This window comes from Terribacillus saccharophilus, assembly GCF_046592895.1.
Lineage (GTDB): Bacteria > Bacillota > Bacilli > Bacillales > Amphibacillaceae > Terribacillus > Terribacillus saccharophilus_D.
Map to the genome: position 1 here is coordinate 785,460 of NZ_JAWVPU010000001.1, position 21,460 is coordinate 806,919.

General features: G+C 42.8%; 19 protein-coding genes. 7 read left to right on the top strand and 12 right to left on the bottom strand.

Annotation, left to right across the window (positions count from 1 at the left end):
• Positions 1–70: 70 nt before the first annotated feature.
• Complete coding sequence (locus SFC66_RS03750) at positions 71–2,077, bottom strand: YhgE/Pip family protein (protein ID WP_411217364.1); 2,007 nt, start codon at positions 2,075–2,077, stop codon at positions 71–73.
• A 131-nt stretch (positions 2,078–2,208) separates the two neighbouring features.
• Between SFC66_RS03750 and SFC66_RS03755 the strand changes: the two genes are divergently transcribed.
• Positions 2,209–3,132: a LysR family transcriptional regulator gene (locus SFC66_RS03755; protein WP_411217365.1), complete on the top strand. Its 924-nt coding sequence runs from the start codon at positions 2,209–2,211 to the stop codon at positions 3,130–3,132.
• 81 nt (positions 3,133–3,213) lie between these two features.
• On the opposite strand, the gene SFC66_RS03760 is transcribed toward SFC66_RS03755, so the two are convergent.
• On the bottom strand, positions 3,214–3,534 hold the full coding sequence (locus SFC66_RS03760; protein ID WP_411217366.1) for a hypothetical protein: 321 nt from the start codon (positions 3,532–3,534) through the stop codon (positions 3,214–3,216).
• 761 nt (positions 3,535–4,295) lie between these two features.
• Between SFC66_RS03760 and SFC66_RS03765 the strand changes: the two genes are divergently transcribed.
• Positions 4,296–5,528 carry an LptM family lipoprotein gene (locus SFC66_RS03765; RefSeq protein ID WP_411217367.1) on the top strand — a complete coding sequence of 411 codons (1,233 nt, stop codon included), beginning with the start codon at positions 4,296–4,298 and terminating at the stop codon, positions 5,526–5,528.
• Between the two features lie 59 nt (positions 5,529–5,587).
• On the opposite strand, the gene SFC66_RS03770 is transcribed toward SFC66_RS03765, so the two are convergent.
• The 7 genes from SFC66_RS03770 to SFC66_RS03800 all read right to left on the bottom strand — a co-directional run bounded on the left by SFC66_RS03770 (position 5,588) and on the right by SFC66_RS03800 (position 12,624).
• Positions 5,588–5,911: a hypothetical protein gene (locus SFC66_RS03770; RefSeq protein ID WP_411217368.1), complete on the bottom strand. Its 324-nt coding sequence runs from the start codon at positions 5,909–5,911 to the stop codon at positions 5,588–5,590.
• A 636-nt stretch (positions 5,912–6,547) separates the two neighbouring features.
• Positions 6,548–6,742, bottom strand: a complete 195-nt coding sequence (locus tag SFC66_RS03775) for a nucleoside triphosphate pyrophosphohydrolase family protein (protein ID WP_411217369.1) — start codon at positions 6,740–6,742, stop codon at positions 6,548–6,550.
• Between the two features lie 186 nt (positions 6,743–6,928).
• Positions 6,929–8,068, bottom strand: a complete 1,140-nt coding sequence (locus tag SFC66_RS03780) for a M20 metallopeptidase family protein (RefSeq protein ID WP_411217370.1) — start codon at positions 8,066–8,068, stop codon at positions 6,929–6,931.
• An 18-nt stretch (positions 8,069–8,086) separates the two neighbouring features.
• On the bottom strand, positions 8,087–9,499 hold the full coding sequence (locus SFC66_RS03785; protein ID WP_411217371.1) for a YfcC family protein: 1,413 nt from the start codon (positions 9,497–9,499) through the stop codon (positions 8,087–8,089).
• Positions 9,500–9,657: 158 nt separating this feature from the next.
• Positions 9,658–10,695, bottom strand: a complete 1,038-nt coding sequence (locus SFC66_RS03790) for a polysaccharide pyruvyl transferase family protein (RefSeq protein ID WP_411217372.1) — start codon at positions 10,693–10,695, stop codon at positions 9,658–9,660.
• A 98-nt stretch (positions 10,696–10,793) separates the two neighbouring features.
• Positions 10,794–12,074, bottom strand: a complete 1,281-nt coding sequence (locus SFC66_RS03795) for a PA2928 family protein (RefSeq protein WP_411217373.1) — start codon at positions 12,072–12,074, stop codon at positions 10,794–10,796.
• Positions 12,067–12,624: a metalloprotease family protein gene (locus tag SFC66_RS03800; protein WP_411217374.1), complete on the bottom strand. Its 558-nt coding sequence runs from the start codon at positions 12,622–12,624 to the stop codon at positions 12,067–12,069. The genes SFC66_RS03795 and SFC66_RS03800 overlap by 8 nt, the downstream gene beginning before the upstream one ends.
• A 118-nt stretch (positions 12,625–12,742) precedes the next feature.
• Here SFC66_RS03800 and SFC66_RS03805 point away from each other — a divergent pair, with 118 nt between their 5' ends.
• Both SFC66_RS03805 and SFC66_RS03810 read left to right on the top strand, forming a co-directional pair.
• Positions 12,743–13,432, top strand: coding sequence for a DUF421 domain-containing protein (locus tag SFC66_RS03805; RefSeq protein ID WP_411217375.1), 690 nt, complete (start codon positions 12,743–12,745; stop codon positions 13,430–13,432).
• Between the two features lie 157 nt (positions 13,433–13,589).
• On the top strand, positions 13,590–14,621 hold the full coding sequence (locus tag SFC66_RS03810; protein ID WP_411217376.1) for an SDR family oxidoreductase: 1,032 nt from the start codon (positions 13,590–13,592) through the stop codon (positions 14,619–14,621).
• Positions 14,622–14,654: 33 nt separating this feature from the next.
• Here SFC66_RS03810 and SFC66_RS03815 read toward each other — a convergent pair whose 3' ends face one another.
• The 3 genes from SFC66_RS03815 to SFC66_RS03825 all read right to left on the bottom strand — a co-directional run bounded on the left by SFC66_RS03815 (position 14,655) and on the right by SFC66_RS03825 (position 18,188).
• Positions 14,655–15,614 carry a GGDEF domain-containing protein gene (locus SFC66_RS03815; RefSeq protein WP_411217743.1) on the bottom strand — a complete coding sequence of 320 codons (960 nt, stop codon included), beginning with the start codon at positions 15,612–15,614 and terminating at the stop codon, positions 14,655–14,657.
• Positions 15,615–15,739: 125 nt separating this feature from the next.
• Positions 15,740–17,173, bottom strand: a complete 1,434-nt coding sequence (nhaC, locus tag SFC66_RS03820; RefSeq protein ID WP_411217377.1) for a Na+/H+ antiporter NhaC — start codon at positions 17,171–17,173, stop codon at positions 15,740–15,742.
• 304 nt (positions 17,174–17,477) lie between these two features.
• Positions 17,478–18,188, bottom strand: a complete 711-nt coding sequence (locus tag SFC66_RS03825; protein WP_411217378.1) for a DsbA family oxidoreductase — start codon at positions 18,186–18,188, stop codon at positions 17,478–17,480.
• A gap of 139 nt (positions 18,189–18,327) precedes the next feature.
• Here SFC66_RS03825 and SFC66_RS03830 point away from each other — a divergent pair, with 139 nt between their 5' ends.
• The 3 genes from SFC66_RS03830 to SFC66_RS03840 all read left to right on the top strand — a co-directional run bounded on the left by SFC66_RS03830 (position 18,328) and on the right by SFC66_RS03840 (position 21,432).
• Positions 18,328–20,187 (top strand): DUF4084 domain-containing protein, encoded by a 1,860-nt coding sequence (locus tag SFC66_RS03830; protein ID WP_411217379.1) that lies wholly within the window; start codon positions 18,328–18,330, stop codon positions 20,185–20,187.
• 111 nt (positions 20,188–20,298) lie between these two features.
• Entirely contained in the window at positions 20,299–20,520 is a 222-nt protein-coding gene (locus tag SFC66_RS03835) for a YuzF family protein (RefSeq protein ID WP_411217380.1), read from the top strand.
• A 15-nt stretch (positions 20,521–20,535) separates the two neighbouring features.
• Complete coding sequence (locus SFC66_RS03840) at positions 20,536–21,432, top strand: manganese catalase family protein (RefSeq protein WP_411217381.1); 897 nt, start codon at positions 20,536–20,538, stop codon at positions 21,430–21,432.
• Positions 21,433–21,460 lie beyond the last annotated feature (28 nt).

The following is a 21,460-nucleotide window of genomic DNA, read 5'->3' on the forward strand; positions in this document are numbered from 1 at the left end:
CTATCAGTTTGCTGTTTACAGTCTATCATATAGTGTCAATAGAAAGAGCCCGCCAATGGCGGGCTCTGCATCAAGCTGCTTTCAGCTCTTTCTCTTTTTTAGGTCTGTGCTGCAGATGAGATACGATCCATCCGATAACACCGACTGCAACTAGATAAATCAATAGATACACAAGCTGATGGCCTAGAACAGACCAATCACCAAGCGTAATTGCTTCCTGCAAACTGTGCAGGGAGTGCGCCATTGGCAAGTATTGACCGACTGATGCCAATGCTGATATTGTCAGTTCGCTCGGGAATGTTCCGCCGCATGTTGCCAGCTGCAAAACGAGCAGTACGATGGCAAGCAATTTCCCTAAGTTTCCGAATACCGTCACGAGAGCCAGAATGATCGTCATGACTGTCATCGACACGATGATGCTTGATAAGAACAATAGTGGAACACTTGCCACATCGACTTGGAATCCAAAGAGGAAAATCAAATCAAGTATGACAGCTTGTACAATCGCTACGATGTACACCAATGTCAGTTTACTGAAGAATTGCACCGTACCGGATACTTGCATATCCTGTCTTCTGCCAAGCGGCAGGATGTTGGCCGCCATCAAACCACCTACGAATAAAGCAAGTGACAAGAAGTATGGCGCAATACCAACACCATAGTTCGGTACATCCGATAATTGTTTTTCAGTCAATTTGACCGGATCCGCAAACATGGTCGTCAGCGCATCACTGGACTGGATATCACTTGTTTTGTCCGCTGCATCCTGCAAGCTGGTTGCAAGTTCATCCGAGCCATCGGACAGCTTATCCATTCCATCATCAAGCTTAGCTGCTCCGTCTGAAAGTTCATTCGTACCAGAGGCAAGCTGTGCTGCACCGCTCTGCAAGGAACCAAATCCTGCTGTATAATCGGTAAATCCTTTATTCAGATCTGTTGCGCCGCTAGCTAATTTATCCGCTCCGCTAACAGCAGATCCGAGTTTTTCGTTGAATGTAGCGATACCATCTGCTAGTTTCTGCTCACTTCCAGCAAGCGTATCCGCACCGTCGCCAAGCTGCTGCTGGCCATCTGCCAATTTTGCAGAAGAATCCGCCAGCTGATCTGAGGCTGCTGCTATTTGCTGGAATGTTTTATCATCCTTGAGCTCTGGATGCTCTTCCATATAAGATGCCACCAGTTTGCTCAGATCCTCAGATCCGGATGTGAACGACTTCTGGTTATCTGAAAGCTTGTCGCTTTGTGCTTTCCAGTCAGCCAGACCATCGGCAACCTTTTGTGTATTCGCCTGCAAAGAGGTTGCTCCGTCATTCAATTGACCCAATCCATCAGACAAGTCGGATGCTCCGGTATGCAGATCGCCGATGCCGTCAGAAAGTTTGCCTTGGGCACCTGCTAACTCATCGGCACCATCAGCCAAATCAGAAGCCCCGTTTTTAGCATCACCGATTCCAGTTTGCAAATCACTCAAGCCGTTCTTTTCATCTGTAATTCCGTTATTAAGATCACTCGCTCCATCCCCGGCATCCTGCAATCCGGTTGCTACTTCATGGAAGTTAGTGAATACACTGTCAGCATACGATTTCGTAATGCTGCTAGCCAACTTGGCTTTCATTTTTTCCATCGCAGAAGAACTGATTTGTGCGGCAACAAAGTTTTTCCCCGGATTGACTTCATACGTAAGCTCAGCTTGCTTCGGTTTGTCATCCATCAAGGTTGTCACTTTCTCAGAGAAGTCTTTCGGGATGGTCACTTTCATATAGTATTTGCCATCTTCCAATCCATCTTCTGCCTTCTGATCGGATACGAAGTCAAAGTCCATCGATTTGCTTTTCTTCAATTCCTTGATGAAGTCATCTCCGGCATGCAGGTCTTCCCCGTCCATACTGGCACCATCATCATGGTTGACTACAGCGACTGGTAAATCTTCGATATGACCATATGGATCCCAGTAGCCGCCGAGGAACAAGGAAGCATAGATAACTGGGATGATCAGCAAGAAAATGAGTGCAATTCGCCCGTGCTTATGCTGAAACATCCGCTTTATGTCAAAAAAGCCTAATTTTAATCCTTTCATGTTTTCCATCACCTTTACCTTTGTGAAATATTGAGCATCTAAATAGCATAAAGGCTTTGGAGCATAATGTATAATACATATATCATTATAAATAATAGCTTCAAAACTATCCGAAAGAAGGATGAATGAACGTGGAATTATTACAGCTGCACTATTTCAGGAAGGTTGCCGAGCTTGAGCATATGACTCATGCTGCCGAAGCGTTGAACATCGCACAACCCTCCCTCAGCAAAGCTATCAGCCGTTTGGAAGAAGATTTAGGCGTGAAACTATTCGAGCGGTACAACAGACAAATCAAATTGAATGACAACGGCAGGATTTTTCTCAAGCGTGTTGATGCGGTCCTGCATGAGCTGCAGGAAGCTCGTCGCGAACTGGGCGAGTATAATCAACACACAGATCACACAATACGTTTATCCGTCACGATACCTCGCGTATTGCCTGATCTTATCAGTGAATTCTTAAGCAACGAGCCTCAAGTTCACTTCAAGCAATACGTGCAGTCGGTGCCCATCATGACCGAAAAACTGCGAAGCGGCGAACTCGACTTCTGCATTTCATCTGTTCCGATTAAAGGCGACGATATCAAGTGGCAGCCGCTTATGACAGAAGAAATACTGCTGATTGCTCCCCCCGGTCACTGGCTCGAATCAAAAAGTCATGTTTCTCTATATGAACTCAAGGATGAAAGCTTCGTCAGCATGAATGAAGGATATGGCATTCGTAATTTAACAGATAACTATTGCCAGCTTGCCGGCTTTCAGCCTCATATCGCCTTTGAAGGAGATGAGCCCGGCGTCATCGGTGAACTGGTGAACAAGGGACTTGGGATAGCTTTCATTCCCTCCGTTTCACTGATAGGCAATAAAACACCTCACTTACCAGTTGTACGACTGCAGGATCCCATCTGTGAACGGACGATCGGATTGGCCTGGTCCACAAGAAGATACATCAGTCCAATAGCTGAGAAATTCCAGCTTTTCCTGGCTGATTATTTTGAGGTTCTGGAGAAGGAACTGCGAGAAACAGCAGCAATCAGAAGTGTCGAAACTTAAAAAAAGCCTATCATAGGGCAAGTTGGCCAAGTTGAGCAAAAGAAAAGCTGACCGATTTCCCACCGGTCAGCTTCCTTTCACTCATTGTTTTTTAAACGTAAGTGTATCATCATCACTGTTTGTCAAAACTATCTCATCTTTGCTTTTCTGCTCGAATCCAGTCGTCATGTTTTCGCCTTCATACGAAAGCGTCAGTTGGTCTCCGTCATCGTTAAAGCTATATTCGATTTCTTCTTCCATGAAATCATCTTTCATGACTGCTGTTCCATCATCATGAAATGTAATGGATGTAACGATTCCGTACTCATCCTCGTTCTCCCATGTTCCTTCCAGATTTGGCTTTCCGCATGCTGCCAATACGATGACAAGCAGCAGAAGCATGCCTAGTAATGTTTTCTTCAAGATAATCTCCCCAATACCTAATTATGTAATAATTGCACACTTTTACTATGTTAGTATTTTTGGAAAGTCACTTCAATACTTTTTTTAATATTGTGCCTTTTATTCTTTCTTAGGAATTCAGGCTTCATTACCACTACATGATTCTATCCCACACCATTTGTTGTTAACGCTTGACACCCTTTCCGACTCCTTCTTAGAAATCTTGTTACATCCATCCTTCATGAATCCATGAGCCGCCTCAAATGCTGTCATAAAATGAATCAGCATGTGAATCTTCCATATCCGATTAATATACAACCCCGTACACCAGTTATTGTTCAGTCTCATCTTTTTTGACGAATACTTCAAGGTGTTCTAGAAATCTGAATGATTCTTCTCATTTATTTCGTTAATAGAAAAACCATTTGATTGACGCTTTTGTCTACGCGGCTTATGTGCGTGATAGAAGCATTATCAAACGCTACAAAAACATCAATCATCGCACAGCCCTTACTATTAAAGCTATTGACTGATTGTAGGAGGATCTAGCTTATCAGTTAATTCTAACGCAAAGATCAAGCAATATATTTAGTCGCTTCTAAGGCATATTTGCAGATATCCTAAGTTATTAAATCAATCCATATAAGCAACTAATAGTATTTTTTACCTATTTATAGTAAAATAGGCTGTGCGTCATAATTTATATATTTTGAGAGGTAAGTGGTTTATAGTATTTTCTTATTTTTTATTCCATATTTTCAAATGATTCGGAGGTCTCGCCAATGAAAAGATTATTTTACCTGTTCCTTGCGATAATTATACTTACATTAACTGCATGTGGACAAAAGGAAGAGAATGACACTCAAGAAAAAAATAATTCTGTTACAACTACTGCTTCTAAAGAAGAAAAAGCACAGGCTGAATCATCAATTAATCCGGAAGTAAAACAAGATCCTGGATTTACTCCATTTGCGGAAATAAATGATTATATAATAGACGATCAAACATTTTCACCAATCTATTATGAAATTGAATGGGAAGATGACGACCCTACTACGTGGAATATGCTAAATATAGAACACATTAAAAAGGGAAATGATGACACGCTCTATTATTTCAATACTCCTGAAGATAGCGATTCTGGTCTTACATATGAGGTATTTACGATGGATGAAAATAGTACTATCAAAGTCGGAAGTAAAATCTATTCCACAATTAATAAAGAAAACGAGAAAACTACTTCTATCGCTGGTGATGAATCATTTGTGGATGGTAAACTCGTCATGAGCTCTGTATTTAAGAATGCTAACGAAAATTCCAGTGCTCAACTGAAGATTGAGACATTGGATATGAAACCTATATTAGAAGGTCAACAAGGTGATTATGAAACAGAAATCATAGTGGACAAATCATTCCCTTATACTGAATCAGATGATTATTCACCAGATGTGGGTAGTATCATAAACACATCAGAAGGTCCCCAGTATGTATACAAAGAGAATCCAGATGAAGAAGGAACTTTTAAAATCATTTCCTTAGAAGGTGATTCCGCAAATGAGCAGATCACTCTCAAAGATGAATATGGCCTTGTAGATAACACTGATGATATTGTTTATATTGATCTTAAAGAAGGTAATTATTTTATATATGATGATGAAGCACTCAAAAGAATTGAAATTAAAACTGGCGAACCATTATACGATGGCGCTGAGGATAAGACTTTGCCTGTCGGAGAAGACTTAAATAGTTACGATGAATTTTTCCGTGCTGATGAGAATTCTTTCTATGCAATTGATAACGATAATGAATTAAATACTGTATATCTTTTTAGTACTGATCTCGAATTAATTGATACTACTTCTTATTTTACAAGTGTAGACGAAGAGGATGATTATGAAGGTGATGTCTACGGACCATTTAATTTAGACAACAATGGATTCTTAGTAATGGATACATTTGAATATCAACGTAAAGAGCATATGAAGGTTTCAGAAGCGAAGAATGTTGCTAACTAATGATGCAGATATACTTAAATAAGAAAAGCTGACCGGCCTTGCCGGTCAGCTTCCTTTACTTATTCTTTTGTAAATGTAATTGTATCATCATCTTCATTCGTTAATTTTATTACATCATCGCTCTTTTGCTCAAAGCCCATTTTTGCATCTTCGCCTTCATAGGTGAGCGTAAGTTCGTCAGCATCACTATTCAGGCTATACTCGAATTCCATTTCACCTTCTATATCATCTTTCATAGTTGCTGTTCCATCATCATGGAACATGAAAGTGATAGAATCACCATAATCGTCCTCAGCCTTCCATGTTCCTTCCAGATTTGGTTTTCCACATGCTGCCAGTACAACAACAATCAATAGAAGCATACCTAATAACGTTTTCTTCATGATAATCTCCCCAATACCTAATTATGTAATAATTTCACACTTTTACTATATTAATATTTTTAGGAAGTGACATCAAGACTTTTCTTCCTTTTCCATTATTACAAATAATATGTAAAAGTTGTAAGATTATTATGCCAAAGGATCGGGTGTGCTTCATTATAATATTAGGCATTATTGCTTATCAATGAAATTTAGGACTTACCAATTGATTAGTTTGTTAGCAACCAATATTCTTAGTATCTTCCTTCTTGCAGGTTTAGTCATAAGCAAACAACCGCTTCTTTTACAGAAGAAGTGAGTTTGAAAGTTCTCTTGTCGGCTTACGAAAGTGCAATAGAAATAAATGATTAGACTAGTAAAAGTAAAAATCTTCAGGTATTCCATGGTTTTTTTACAAATTTTAATCCATGTTTCTACAGATCTTAAAGGTTAATGCCTTGTGAAAATACACTACTTTCATTGTTAGTTAAGCATCCTTCTGTCCATTCACCTGCCCTTAACTCATGTTCAGTCACTTACCTCCACCAAAAAGATTCTTTCCTCGTATCCTCCTCTCTCTTTCTTCTTTTGCTGCCGCTCTTTTTCAATATCATGTATGGAGACTCCCTTTACTGCTGACAACGCGAACAAAATCTCCTACAAATCTGCTGCCTCTTCGACGAATTCAGTTTGTTCCTCAGCTTTCTGCAGCTCCGATACCTCTTCTAAAAGCTTTAAGTTCAGTTCCTCTGCATATCTAGCTTGATTAAGCTTTTTCACTTTAGGAATCTTACCTGCCTGGTGAATGATATTAGGGTTCTGGTCTCGGACAAGTTTGTTATACGTTGACATCTTCGTTCACTCCCTATTATATTTTTCATCTATCCAACCAATATGTCTGATATGATGCAGCAGTTGCTAACAGAAGCAAAAGATCTACTTTTTCGAACTATATTTAATTCCACTTTAACCCTTTCCCTATATATTGGTTCGAAAAGCGCAAAAAAAAGGTTCTCATTTTGAGAACCTTTTAGCATATTATTGATTCAAAACAAACTGCTGAAACACCTTGATCGCATCCCCAAACACATCTTCATCAATATCAAATTTCGGATGGTGGTGCGGATACTGACTTTTTTCTCCTTGCATACCGATCTTGACGAATACCCCCGGGATTTCCTGCAAGTAGTAGGAGAAATCTTCGGAGCCCATGACTGGCTCCAGTTCTTGATAGCGTTCTTTACCAAATGTCTTTTGCAGCAGCCCTTCTGCAAATGCTGCTTCTTTTTCATCGTTGACGAGCGGCGGTGTACCGATGATGAAATCGACTTCTGCTGTCGCTCCGAAAGATTCACAAATTCCTTTTGTCAGCTTCGCAATCTGCTCCTGGATCGTCTGCACTGCTTCTGCCGAGAAGGAGCGCATCGTCCCGATGATTTTAGCAGAGTCTGGAATGACGTTATATGTGTTGCCCGCTTCGATTTTCCCGACGGAGATGACGCTTGCGTCCATCGGGTTGAGCTTACGGCTGACTATGCTTTGCAGCGCTTGGATGACATGTGTCGAGATATACACCGGATCCACTGTCAAATGCGGTGTTGATGCATGCCCACCCGAGCCTTGGATTTTGATTTCAAAGTCATCGACGGATGCCATCATCGCTCCTGGACGCGTTCCAAATTGGCCTTTTTGCAATTCGGCATCAACATGGATGCCATAAATGCTGTCGACACCTTTCAATGCACCTTCTTTGATCAGCTTATCCGCACCGCTTGGCGATGCTTCTTCAGAAGATTGGAAGAGAAGCACGATATTCGGCTCCACTTGCTCCTGATGCAGCGTGATCCACTCTGCCACTGCAAGCAAAATAGCTGTATGTCCATCATGCCCGCAAGTATGAGCCACTCCATGATACTTGGAGATATAAGATTTATCCCCTTCTTCTACCATCGGCAGTGCATCCATATCGGCACGGAGCGCAATTGTCTTTTCTCCTTTTGTTCCTTTTATAAATCCGACCACACTCGGCGGCTGGAAATCTAAGATCTCGATGCCTAATTTCTCTAATCTATTGCGTACATATTTTCCAGTTTCGTATTCTTCACCGGAAAGCTCTGGGTATTGATGAATGTGGCGGCGATCTTGAATCGCCTGTTCTACTAATCTCTCAAGTTCCATGTTATATTGCTCCTTCTATTAAAACGGTCCGTATTGAATCATTTGGGCTACAATCAGTGCAATAATGGCAATGGCGATCTGGATGAGGAAGAATGGCAAGAACCACTTCACCCATTTGCCATAGCCGATACCCGCGATTGCAAGCAATGCAATAATATTACCTGTTGGTAAAATCGTGTTGGAGATACCATCTCCGAATTGATATGCCAATACAGCTGTTTGTCTTGTTACACCGATCATATCTGATAATGGCGCCATCAGCGGCATTGTCAACGCAGCTTGTCCGCTGCCGGATGGCACGAAGAAATTGATGCCCATCTGCAAAAATAGCATGCCGACTGCGGAAAGCGCTGACGGAACTGCGCCAAGTGCGTCGGAAGCGTAATGCAGCAATGTGTCCATCATACCGGAAGTATTGAAAATCACCAGGATCGCCTGCGCAAAACCGATGATCAGCGCACCGCCAAGCAAGTCCTTCGCCCCAAGGATGAAATTATCCGCAATGCCAGAGAACGAAATGCCGCCGAGGATACCCATCACGACACCGAACAACAGGAACAATCCTGCAATCTCCGTGATATACCAGCCGTATTTCAGTACGCCAACGATCAAGACAATATAGTTGATCAAGAAAGCGGATAATACAAGTTTATGGCGTGTTGTCATCTTATGGGACTGGAGTGCTGCCGTATCAGCTTTTCTGCCGAACTTCCCGTAAACGCCAAGCTCTGGGTTCTTTTTCACTTTACTCGCATGCCGCATCACATAGAAAACAGCAGCCAGATAAAGGATGACGAAAACGACAATCCGGAAACCGATACCGGAAAATGTCGGCAGCTCGGATATTCCTTGTGCGACTCCTACTGTAAATGGATTCATTACCGCTGCTGTAAAGCCAACACCAGCGCCGAGTACAACAATCGCAAAGCCGGTCAATGCATCGAATCCAAGTGCGATCGCCATCGGAGCCAGGATTGCCACATAAACGATTGTTTCATCCGACATACCCATCAAAGCTCCTGCTGCTGCAAAGAACAGCATCAATACCGGGATAAGCAATTTCTCTTTATTCGCCATCTTTCTGGATAGCATATAAATGAAAGCGTCCAAAGCCCCCGTTGCTGTAAAAATACCGAACGCCCCACCAACAATCAAGACGAAGAATATGATATTGGCGCCATTCACCATACCTGTGTGTATGCTATTGAATATACCAAGCAGTCCAACATTTTCTCCATCGATGAAGTGGAATGTCTCTGGCAGGATGACGCTTCGGCCATCCTGCTCCACGCGGTCATACGCTCCGCCTGGAATGATATATGTTAAAAGTGCCGCTACGACGATGAATGCAAAAATCATCACATAGACGTTGAATTGCTTTGGTTTCTTTTTCTTAGCTTGCTGCTGTTGCAAGTCTTGTAAGCTGTTCATCTGGCTGTACTCCTTCAAGGAAGATCCTTCTTTGTATATTGTTTAATAAATATACAACTATTCATATAAAAATACAACCGTATATTAATAAAAAATATAGATTATCTATGCATAACCAAATAAAAAAAACTAGAATCCAAGGATTCTAGCTTTTTCTATCAGCTGCGAAAGAAGTCCACCAACGGTTTGAAGTCTTTACGCAAATCTATTTCATTCGGTTCGATATGCATCAATTTCTCTACCAAATCTTCCAGGACCTTCACGTCTTTGGAATCTGTATATTCCACGAAATTGATGGAATCGAGCCAATCACGGTAAGAATGCTTTGCTTTTCCGTAACTATTCCCAAACACCAGGCAAGGCGTCTTCGTGATAATGGAGAAGATCATTGCATGCAAGCGATCGGTGATGATCAATTTCTTGGAGCTGATCAGATCCAGCATCTCGATGAAATGCTTTTCCCTGTCTGCATAATCAATCGTCGGCACGATATTTTCATCCAATACTGTATCGGCACGATCGACCGATCCGAATTTCCCAGACCATTCCATCAGTTCGGAAATGAAGTCCTCTTCCATAACTTTTTCTTTGTCAGCTCTCAGGAAGAACATCACGCCTTCACGCTCCTGCTCGCGAGGAACGACATCAAGCGACATCACCATATCCGGTGTGTACATCACGTCAGACTCGAAAGTATCTTTCACAACTTCCAACGTCTGGGTTTCTCGAGCGGCAATTGTCAGATTCTTGTTCTGATGATATGCATCCTGCGTTTTCTTTTTCTCCTGCTCGCCATGTTCGTTTTCTTCGAAGAATACCGACTGCGGCATGGAGATGGATTTATAGTCTTTGAAAGCTGTAAAGACCTTCCGGCGATCTTCTTCGATATCCAAGTATAGACTGCCCAGATTTCCGCCGCCTGTGAACATGACAATATCATCTTCCCCAATGATCTTTTTGACAAAGTCAATTCCCTCATCAGTAGCATAGTCCATGATTTCTATGTACTCGTAGTAAGGGAAACGGCTTTGGATGAATTTCTCGATGCTATACGCAATTGCCTGATCACCAATGTTTGTATAGCTTGGAGAACCGAATAGGAAAACCTTGCGTTTATCATTCGTGAACGCTTCCGGCGACACATTCGGTCCAATACCCTTTGCAATACTATTTGTTTCAATCGGTTGTATCGTCATATAAATTGCCTCCTCAGCAAGAATTCTTTTGGTCGTACTCTTCCATACCCCGATTCAAAAGAATTTATGCCTGAGACAGGCGACAATTTATTCCATCGCTAATGTAATTCAGCTATATCTGTCCTTTTATTCCAACGATACTGATATACAAATTCCAGGACGCCAGCAGGTTCAGAAATTTTATACAGGCTTCCAGCAGCAAACACATATGTCGCATCTTCACTCATATGGACATCGAGAGGACTTGTCCCAGGCTCTTCCTGATAATCGACTTTCGTTTTCCATTGAATGACGGCCTCCTTTGTCGAAACGCGCGCCACTGTGATTTGTTCTTGATTGCGTTTCTCTTTATAAGCAAGCAGCATACTGGCATCTTTCTCTGTCCCCATGATTGGCTGGGCTTCAAGCAAGTCAGGATACAATTCCTGCACAACCTGCTGCACTCGTTCAGCTTCCCCATTCTCCTCATCACCAAAGAAGCCTTTTTGCACTTCTTTCTCATAAGCTGGATTCTTTGTCAGCTTTCCTTCTGCCACACGATAGTACTTCCCATCCAATGCATATAAATAAAGGCTGCCAGTGTCGTCGATATAATAATCCGCCTGCTCATGGCTCAAGTTATCGGCAAGCTCCGGGTAGTGCTCGACCCAGTCTTTTTCCTCGAGGTGAACATCTCCAGTTGCAGCGTCCAGGAAGTACAGTTCCTCATCCTTGCTATTGACGACAAGAATGCCATCCTCCGTCTGACCGAGTACATATTCCTGCCAAATTGCTTTCCGGCCCCACTCCTTCTTACCAGTTTTCAAATCTACAGCGACAATCTGAAAACGGTTATCGCTCGTAGAAATACCGTTTTCCTGTCCATTCGGTATCTTCATCCGGATTTTATTGATGGCTATTCCATCATCTTCTGTTACAACCATCGGTGAATCAAAGCTCATCGTCACTGAACGGCCAGCCGCATGAAATACAGTCATCACAAAAGAACCAATGAGGAATTCACCAACAAGCAAAACTAAAAGCAGACCGCTCACTTTTTTCATTGAACTCCGGCGTCTCACACTGCGGACCAGGAGCAGCAAACACAACAAGACAAACAACCCTGCTAAAATCCACAGCGTCAAATCGTGCCAGAACCAACCTGTAAATGTCCAATCGTTGAAAAAATCACCATCCATGAGCCAGAGCAGCAACGTGCCCACCACTGCATAAATAAGCAAGGGAATAAAGAGTGAAGCAGCTGTCCTTTTTTGCTCTCCTTTGATTTTAGATACTATCCATCGGCCGATATGAATCAACAACCACAGATAAATCAGCGTCAGCACGACATTATGTATATAATCTTCATTAAATTTCCAGTTTCGAAGAAGGTCAGTCATCTTTTTTCCTCCCTTGATCAACAGTTTTTGTATAAATGAAATAACCAACCTCTGTCGGATGATCCATCACGGATTGACTTGCATCGTATTTTTTCAAACTGCGGAAGATAAGCCAGTCTCCTATTCCGCCTGCTGTCAGGATGACCGATACAACCAGCAATATCCCACTGCCAAATATATAGGAAAACAGCAGCGGAAAAAGGCCAGTAACTATAACAGGCAAAAGCAGTGCAGCGCGATATGCTGTCAGTTTGATAGGTACCATACAATGTGCATAGGCAGCGCCGTATTTCCATGAAAATCCGTATTTTACCTGATTCAGCTTTACCTTGCCAAAAACCATAAAACCCACTCCATGCAAAAACTCATGCAATACGATGCCTATGATTGTAATCATAAATACGAGTCCAATGACCGTTAAGCTAAAATGTATCTCGAATCCGTGGATAAGAAAATAAACGACACTTGCCACAAACATCAAGCAGATTGTCAGGTATGTTGCTTGCTTCTGTAATTTCAACATATCAAATAGTACTTCTTGTCTTTGCATGATCATCCACCTCCCCTCTACTTACGAAAAATCCTCTAGTTTGTTTCATCAATCCATCTAACTCCGTTTGACATGACAGATGGCTGGCTAGGCTATGTAATAAAAAAGGAGCATCACCATGCCCGAATTCATCCATGACAACCTGATTGTCCTTGTCCGCATCGTTACCATCATACCGCTTATGCTGATTGTCACCTTATTCATGGGAAAACGTGCAATTGGTGAAATGCCTGTGTTCGATTTTCTGATTGTCGTCATATTGGGAGCACTCGTCGGCGCTGATATAGCTGATCCGGAAATTGAACACCTTCCTACAGCATTTGCGATTATCGCTATCGGTCTATTTCAGAAAGCAATCGTGAAGTGGAAAATCTCCAGTCGAAGGATTGGCAAGCTGCTTACGCTCGGACCGACTGTTGTCGTCCAAAATGGCACATTATTATTTGAAAATATGGAGAAAATTCAATACTCCATCGATAATATATTATTCATGCTAAGGCAAAAAAGTGTTTTTAATATAGAAGAAGTAGAAACAGCTGTAGTCGAACCTAACGGCACACTGAGCATCCTCCTAAAACCAGATGTACTGCCTGTAACCCGCAAGGACCTCCATCTCCTGCAGCACACATCAGCAATTGCATTCCCGGTTATTTCCGAAGGATACATTCACCATGAAACCTTGATCTATCTGAGCCTGGACGAAGTCTGGCTTAATTCCCAATTAGCTGCTCAAAATATCAATGATATAAATCAAGTTTTCTTTGCATCCATTTCGCAATCCCTGCAATGCAATTGCATATCAGTTTGAAAGGCAAAAAACTTGATGTACCACCAATCATGCACTAGATTGGGATCAAGTTTCCTTTACATACAGATGATTGATCATTCATTATTTCGCCTCTCGGGTTCAATACTTGCCGCCAGCGGGTAATAGGTTACAACGACATGAAGTAGGAGGGGCATTTGTGAACAGCACCGGAAGCAAACAGGAAATAGAGTTGAAGGATTTGAAGGAGCAAGTTCTTGTCATCACTGGCGCTTCAAGCGGCATTGGATTGAAGACAGCCCGAATGGCAGCAAAGCAAGGAGCCAGGATTGTGGCAGCATCCAGGAATGAATCTGCTCTTCAACAGCTTATTGAGGAATTACGTGAACAGGGCGCGGAAGCTATCTGGGTGAAAGCAGATGTCAGCAAGGAAGCCGAAGTGGAAAATATCACTGAAGCAGCCAATTCCGCATTTGGCGGTTTTGATACTTGGGTGAATAATGCGGGCGTTTCTATTTTTGGTAAGGCGATGGAAGTAGATATGAAAGATATGCGTCATATGTTCGATACGACCTTTTGGGGCGTTGTATATGGTTCCAGAGCTGCGGTGAATCATTTCAAGGAATCTGGCAAGTCCGGTGCGCTCATCAATATCGGCAGCTTTTATGGAGATCGCGGAACTGTTGTACAGTCCAGTTACTCCGCTGCCAAATTCGCCCTGCATGGCTGGACGGAGAACCTGCGCATGGAGCTTGAGAAAGATAAAGCACCTATATCCGTAACACTTATCCATCCAGGACGCATTGATACACCATATAATGAACACGCAGCGAGTTACTTGGAAAACAAGCCGTCTCATATCGGTATGATGTATGGACCTGATGCGGTAGCAGATGCCATTCTTTATGCGGCATCTCATCCGAAACGCGATATGTATGTCGGATTTCAAGCCAAATCCCTGGCGGTTCTGGGACGCCTTTCCCCCCGGCTGATGGATAAATGGATGGAATTGACTATGTTCCGCACCCAGCAGGATCCCAAGCGACCGATAAATCCTCCAGAAACAAACAGCTTATATGAACCTGGTTATGGCTTGCATGAGAGAGGTACGAACAAAGGCTGGGTAAGGAAAAAAAGCTGGTATGTCAAAGTGACCAAGCATCCGATACTTTCTGCCGCAGCGCTGGCTGGAATCGGAGTTTCTCTCCTGGCTCTCAATAAAAAGAAGTAAATACTAAAAAACACTCCTATCCAGGAGTGCTTTTTAGTTTGTTAACGGGAAGTCTTTTTTCTCTTTTTTAGCCTTATACATCTCTCGATCTGCTTGGGTAAACAATGCATCCATCCTGCCAATTGTATTGATGGTATGAGCGTATCCGATCGATAATTGTATATTCACTCCTGCTTTTTCGCCATTGTAGAAATCTATAGCTGCTTCCATGTCTGAAATTAGCCGCTTTACACATCCTTCATCTTTATCTTTGACAAGGATGACAAATTCATCTCCGCCAATCCTAGATACAATTGTATCCGGTGAAGAAAACCGATCAAGTATCGCAGCTGTGGCCTTTATCAAATCATCACCTTTTTCATGACCGTCACGATCATTCAGGGATTTTAATTCATCCAAGTCACAAACAATCAGGGCAGCTGACCCTTTTTGAATGTCATCCAGTTCCTTCACCTGCTCTTCGAGGAACGCACGATTATATAATCCTGTTAAGAAATCGTGATTTATCCGGTATTCCAATTCCTGCTGCAATTTCATTTTTTCATCTATATCCCGAATCACTCCCTGAATGGCAACTAGTTGCCCATCACTGTATATCGGAGTCGTATATTCCTCGGTCCATCGGTAAGTACCATCATCAGCATTTCTCCAGCGTTGGATGATAGGTTTTTCATAATCAAGTCCACCTGTTATCTTTCTTCGAAGGATATCGCGATCATCCAGATGGACTGCACGAAAGCATGAATCAGGATCACTGTATGCTCTCTCAGCCGCTCCCTTGCCATATAGGACATCAACGAAAGGACTTAAGTATTTGAATTTCCTTGAAGGTTTGATTTGATAATAATAAAGCAAGTCTTTCGTGTTCTCCACTATTTCCACGAGCTGCTCATATTTTTTTTCTTGATTGCGTTTTTGCAGTTGCAAACGCATTGTCAATAAAGCAAAAATGATCATCCCTACGCTGCTTGAAGTCATAAGAAGATAAATCACTCTCAAAATCACATCCTCCTCTCCTAACCTTACTGTCGGAATCAAAAGCAGACAAGCAATTAGCATCGATAAATAGGAAACGGATCGGCAATGGTTACCGATCCGTTTCCAGCCTGCTGCAGAAGTTATGCTTCAACAGCCCTCATTTTCGATTTTTTATGTTCTTGCTTTTTCTTCTCTTTCATCGTCAATCCTGTGATTCCATAAAACAGCGTGAAAATCGGAGTGATGAAAGCAAGGAAACAGAACGGCAAGTACGTAACTGTCGCTATTCCCAGCGCACCCGCTGTATAGATTCCGCCGCCGGTCCACGGAACAAGCGGTGCACCTTGCGTTCCTGTGTCCTCAAGGATACGTGATAGATTCTCAGGTTCCAAGTTCAATCTGTCAAATATCGGCCGCATCAGCGTACCTCCCATGACAGTGGAGAAGTAGACCGAACCGCCGACTGCCAGCATGACATAACTGACGATGACAGTCACAACAGTCAGGACACCTGTGTGCTTGATTCTCATTGCAAAGGAAGCGATCAGAGCTTCGAGCACCCCAGCATCAGCAAGCATCCCGCCTACTCCAAGCGCGAATAGGAATAACGCAATAAGCTCCAGCATACTCGTCAATCCGCCTTGATGCAGAAGTTCATCCACAACAGGGATACCGGATTCCACGGTATAGCCGCTATAAAATGTGGCCAATGTATCTGTGAAGCTGAATCCTTGATAAAAGATTGCAATGAGCCCACCAGCCGCAGCTCCTGCAAAAATCGCAGGAATGGCAGGTTTCTTCATTGTCAGTAAGATAATGAGAACGGCAATCGGGATCAACGGCACTATTCCCAGATTGAAATTATCACTCAGGTACGTTGTCAGCTGATTCACATCATTCGAACTGGCGCCACTGCCGTGGTAGCGCATGCCGATAAATGTGAAGATACCAGCAGTGATAAGATAGGACGGCACGGTTGTCCATAGCATATGTTTGATATGACGGAAGATGTTCCCTCCTGTCACTGCTGGTGCCAAGTTTGTCGTATCAGATAATGGAGACATTTTATCGCCGAAGAATGCCCCACTCACAATTGCTCCGCCAATCAAACCAACTGGTATACCAAGTGCCGTACCGACACCCATCATCGCCACACCCGCTGTCCCAACAGTCCCCCAACTCGTTCCCGTCGCAACGGATACAAGGGAACAAAACAGCAGCGTCGTCACCAAGTAGAACTCAGGCGTGATGGCCTGTACGCCATAGTAGACTAAAGTTGGCACAGTTCCTGATGCAATCCATGCACCGATTAAAATGCCGACGGTCAGCAGGATGATTCCCGGCATCAATGCCTTACCCATTGATCGGACCATCGATTTCTCTATCTGCTGATAGTTGAACCCCAGTCCCATCATATAAGGAATGATGACTAGCATGCTGATAAACATCAGTATTTGAATCGGTGCATCGAATGCCAAAATCCCTACAGATACCACTGCCACAATCGACAAAAGCATCAGTAAAGCGTACATAAAAGATGGTTTCTTCGTATTATTTTTAATATCGGTTTCCAACCAACCACTCCTTCAACCTAAGGTCATTGTATTTTTGCTTCACTAAGCACAACTTCATTGCCGTACCCGTTCAGCTGTTTCTTAAAACTCACCTATATAATGCTACAGCATTTCCAAATTGGATAAAAATCGCATCAGCCGCTATTAAACAGTATGAATCTTGCTCAGTTGCGCTGAACCATAAACAAATGATGCGTTCTTAGATATACTCCAATATGATGCTATATCTTCCATCTAGCGGGGCCCGCCATTCAAAAACAAATGAACACATAAAAAAAGACCTGCATTTTTGCAGGTCTCACATTTATATCGAGCAGTTATCGTCTGTACAAACGCCAGCATCACCGGATCCGAAATTCTTGAATTTCGGCTGTTCATTTTCTTCTTTCCACACTTGATTCAGTGCACCGATGAATGTTTCCAACGGCTGCGCACCAGAAATAGTGTATTTATCATTGAAGATGAAGAATGGAACACCAGAGATGCCATACCGCTGCGCGAGTTGTTCATCTGCTCTTACTTCATTCAAGTGAAGTGATTCATTGTTCAAAACATCTGCTGCTTCTTTACGGTCCAGGCCAGTGGCTTCTGCAATATCCAGCAATGTTTCTGCTTCACTAAGATTTTTTGATTCAGTGAAATACGCATACAGAAGTTTCTCTGTGATTACTTTTTCCTGGCCTTTTGTAGCAGCAAACTTAGCCAAGCGGTGTGCATGCAATGTATTTGTCGGTTTCATTTCTTCAAAGTTGAATGTTAGCCCAACTTCAGCTGCACGCTGCCCTATTTGCATATTATTCACTTTCGCCTGACCAATGCTCATACCATATTTCTCAGCAAGCGCTTCGTGAATGCTTTTCCCGTTGTAGACTCCAGCATTTGGATCAAGCTCAAAGCTCTTGAATTCTATGTCAACACTATCTCTATGCTCGAATTTCTCAAGCGCAAGCTCTAATTGTCGTTTCCCGATATAACAGAAAGGACAGACAAAATCTGACCACACTTCGATTTTCATCGTGACACCCCTTTTCACATTAAGATGATTTTAGCACAGACCTGACATTCCACAAAAATAGTTGCCTGAAATGAGTCTTTACGTAATTGTTTTATCTGGGTATGATACAGAAAAACAACATTCTCAAGGAGAAAAGCTGATGTATCATCCTAGACTATTACGCTTGCCGTTCGCCTTTATGATCATTTATTTAATTATATATTACAGTTGGATTCTCCTTTTTCGTAACGACGAAATCTTTTTGACTTTGGGAGGCAATCTGCTGAGTGTTTTCGCCTGCTTCATTGCCTCTTTCTTGTTGCTCCGGGCTGCAAGACGGATAAAACAGGCTGACCGCCTCTTCTGGTTACTGATGGCGGCAGGCATGATTTGTGGATTGCTAGCTGAATTCGTATGGCTGTTTACGGAAGATCTGCTGCATTTGGAAGTACCCTTCCCAGGACTGCCAGATGTATTCTATCTGTTGCAATATGGTCTGTATCTGATTGCATTCTGTCACAAGATTTGGGAAGAAAGAAAGGATAAGCAACGATTTGCTTTTCTGTTTGATATCTTGATAATCATGATTGTGGCTACCACCTTCAGCTGGCATTTTCTCATTCAGCCAATGGTGCTTGCAGGTCATATTACTTCATTTACCCTGGGAGTATCACTTGCCTATCCATTAGGCGATCTTGCTTTATTATTTGGTGCTTTCTCGCTTTATTATACAAAGAATTGGTTATCCAGCCCTGTTGTGCGGCTGATCTCCGTAGGTCTGCAAATCCAGATTATTACGGACTCTATCTATCTTTATCTTATTTCTATAGATGGCTATCACTCCGGCAGCTGGCTTGATCCTATTTTTATGCTGGCCAATCTATTCATCGGTTACGCCGGATGGCTGCAACATACGGATGGCAAATATGAAGAAACGGCAGCTGTTCCCGGGCAAATAAGCATCGGGAAACTTGCTTATCCATACATAAGTGTGGTTCTATTATTTGCTTTCATGGTTGGCCACTCGGCTCAACTGGATGCAGTAAGCTTTGGTGCAGGTATGGCAATCATCCTTGTTATCGCAAAACAGCTGTTTGTTATCAGGGAAAATCAGAAACTTCTGCAAGAGATCTCATTAAAGGCAGATGCACTGGAAATGAGTGAACAAAAGTATAAATCATTATTTGAACATCATCCCGAATCTGTTTTCTCGCTTGATCTTGAGGGACGAATTCAAGGTGCTAACAAAGCAAGTCTGGATTTATTAGGATACAGACAGGAGGAATTAATCGGCTTAGCCAGTGCCGCACTTGCTGATAGCAAAGATCAGACAATTGTCAGCAGCAACATTGCTCAGATGAAGAATGGTAAACCTATCGCCTATGAATTCACTTTGCGCAATAAATTCGGTAGATTTCATTACATCAGCATGACGAATATCCCTATTATGATAAAGAATAAGCTGGTTGGGATATTTGGTATCGGGAAAGATATTACAGCGGCGAAGAAAAACGAGGAAAGAATCCATTTCCTCGCTTATCATGATCCGCTGACAGGTTTAGCCAATCGCATTCTTTTTGAGGAATCCCTTAAGAAAGCTATTTCGGGGAACAAGTCGAAGTTTGCTATTTTGTTCCTTGATTTAGATAATTTCAAAAAAGTCAATGATACATTAGGTCACGATATCGGAGATAAACTGCTGCATTCTGTAGCACAGAGAATAAAAGCTTGCATTAGAGGATCTGATATCGCAGCCCGGAATGGCGGTGATGAATTTACGATAATGCTTAACCCGCTCATCAATAAGGAAGAAACAGATAAACTAGCAAAAGATATCCTCCAGTCGCTTCGACAGACCCATCTGATCGATGGATATGAGATACAATCTCTTCCAAGTATAGGGATCTCGCTTTATCCCGAGCACGGCCGAACATGGACCGAACTTATGAAGTGCGCAGATAAAGCAATGTATGAAGTGAAATTGAACGGAAAAGGCAATTTGCGCTTCTATAACCAATAACTTAACCTGTGTCTCGTCGAGACACAGGTTATTTATCATCCTGAATAACGCATGAGGACATCCATTATGCGCATAAAGTATAGCGTTTCTACTTATAAAGGAGCGATCAGCATGAATCAACCTCAGCAGACAAACTATATGACCAGCGTCGATCCATATGTGTATCAGACGCTGCAAGGAGTCAGATCCAAGCAAATTGTTGTAGAAACAGTACGCGGATCTGTTACTGGAAAACTGACGACAGTTCGTCCGGATCATATTGTCGTCGAGTCGGGCGGGTCATCCTTTTTTATCCGTACTGCTCAAATTGTATGGGTGATTCCGAGAGGATAAGGAGGAGGTAAGACAATGTTCAAACGTGAAAACAGACTCGCTATCGATTTACCTATACCGGAACATGGCGACCCGAATGCAGCTGCTGCTGTCCAGGAACTGCTTGGCGGCAAGTTCGGCGAGATGTCGACTTTGAATAATTATATGTACCAATCCTTTAACTTTCGCGGCAAAAAGAAGCTAAAACCTTTTTATGACTTAGTCGCAAGCATCACCGCCGAAGAATTCGGTCACGTGGAGCTTGTTGCCAATACAATCAATCTCTTATCCCGCGGCAACACTTTCTATACTGGGGACCCTGATGTGACACCACTGCGAACCGGAAAGGACAGCCGCAATACATATCACTTCATCGCCACCGCACAGACTGCATTGGCCGGAGATTCGATGGGCCGTGCCTGGACTGGGGACAATGTCTTCTCCAGCGGAAACCTTGTATTGGATCTGCTTCATAACTTCTTCCTGGAATGCGGGGCACGGACACATAAGATGCGTGTGTATGAAATGACCGAACACGAAACGGCACGGGAGATGATCGGTTATTTACTTGTGCGCGGCGGCACGCATGTATTGGCATATGCCAAGGCGCTGGAGATAGCAACAGGAGTAGACGTTTCCAGAATGGTGCCGATACCTGACCTTTCCAACACAAAATTCGACCACGCCCGTAAATTTGAAAATCAAGGACTCGGCAACATCCTGTTCACGTGGAATGACATGGGTGAATACGCAGACATCCGCAAAATCTGGAAAGGTAAAAACCCAGAAAACGGTAATCAGCTCGTCGTCAAACAAGGTGCACCGGCTGGCGGTCCAATTCCGAACCTGGATGAGCTGCCGGAGGAATTCGCCCCAGGTATCGACCGGGATGATTATGAACGGATTGCCAAAAGACTGATGGAGAACTTATAAAAACAGTAAAACTAATTCCGGTCAATTG

Coding starts and splice junctions, on each gene's coding strand:
- SFC66_RS03830 (WP_411217379.1), top strand. CDS start 18,328: ATGTATCATCCTAGACTATTACGCTTGCCGTTCGCCTTTATGATCATT.
- SFC66_RS03770 (WP_411217368.1), bottom strand. CDS start 5,911: ATGAAGAAAACGTTATTAGGTATGCTTCTATTGATTGTTGTTGTACTG.
- SFC66_RS03800 (WP_411217374.1), bottom strand. CDS start 12,624: ATGCAAAGACAAGAAGTACTATTTGATATGTTGAAATTACAGAAGCAA.
- SFC66_RS03840 (WP_411217381.1), top strand. CDS start 20,536: ATGTTCAAACGTGAAAACAGACTCGCTATCGATTTACCTATACCGGAA.
- SFC66_RS03825 (WP_411217378.1), bottom strand. CDS start 18,188: ATGAAAATCGAAGTGTGGTCAGATTTTGTCTGTCCTTTCTGTTATATC.
- SFC66_RS03790 (WP_411217372.1), bottom strand. CDS start 10,695: ATGACGATACAACCGATTGAAACAAATAGTATTGCAAAGGGTATTGGA.
- SFC66_RS03795 (WP_411217373.1), bottom strand. CDS start 12,074: ATGACTGACCTTCTTCGAAACTGGAAATTTAATGAAGATTATATACAT.
- SFC66_RS03775 (WP_411217369.1), bottom strand. CDS start 6,742: ATGTCAACGTATAACAAACTTGTCCGAGACCAGAACCCTAATATCATT.
- SFC66_RS03750 (WP_411217364.1), bottom strand. CDS start 2,077: ATGAAAGGATTAAAATTAGGCTTTTTTGACATAAAGCGGATGTTTCAG.
- SFC66_RS03785 (WP_411217371.1), bottom strand. CDS start 9,499: ATGAACAGCTTACAAGACTTGCAACAGCAGCAAGCTAAGAAAAAGAAA.
- SFC66_RS03780 (WP_411217370.1), bottom strand. CDS start 8,068: ATGGAACTTGAGAGATTAGTAGAACAGGCGATTCAAGATCGCCGCCAC.
- SFC66_RS03805 (WP_411217375.1), top strand. CDS start 12,743: ATGCCCGAATTCATCCATGACAACCTGATTGTCCTTGTCCGCATCGTT.
- SFC66_RS03835 (WP_411217380.1), top strand. CDS start 20,299: ATGAATCAACCTCAGCAGACAAACTATATGACCAGCGTCGATCCATAT.
- SFC66_RS03765 (WP_411217367.1), top strand. CDS start 4,296: ATGAAAAGATTATTTTACCTGTTCCTTGCGATAATTATACTTACATTA.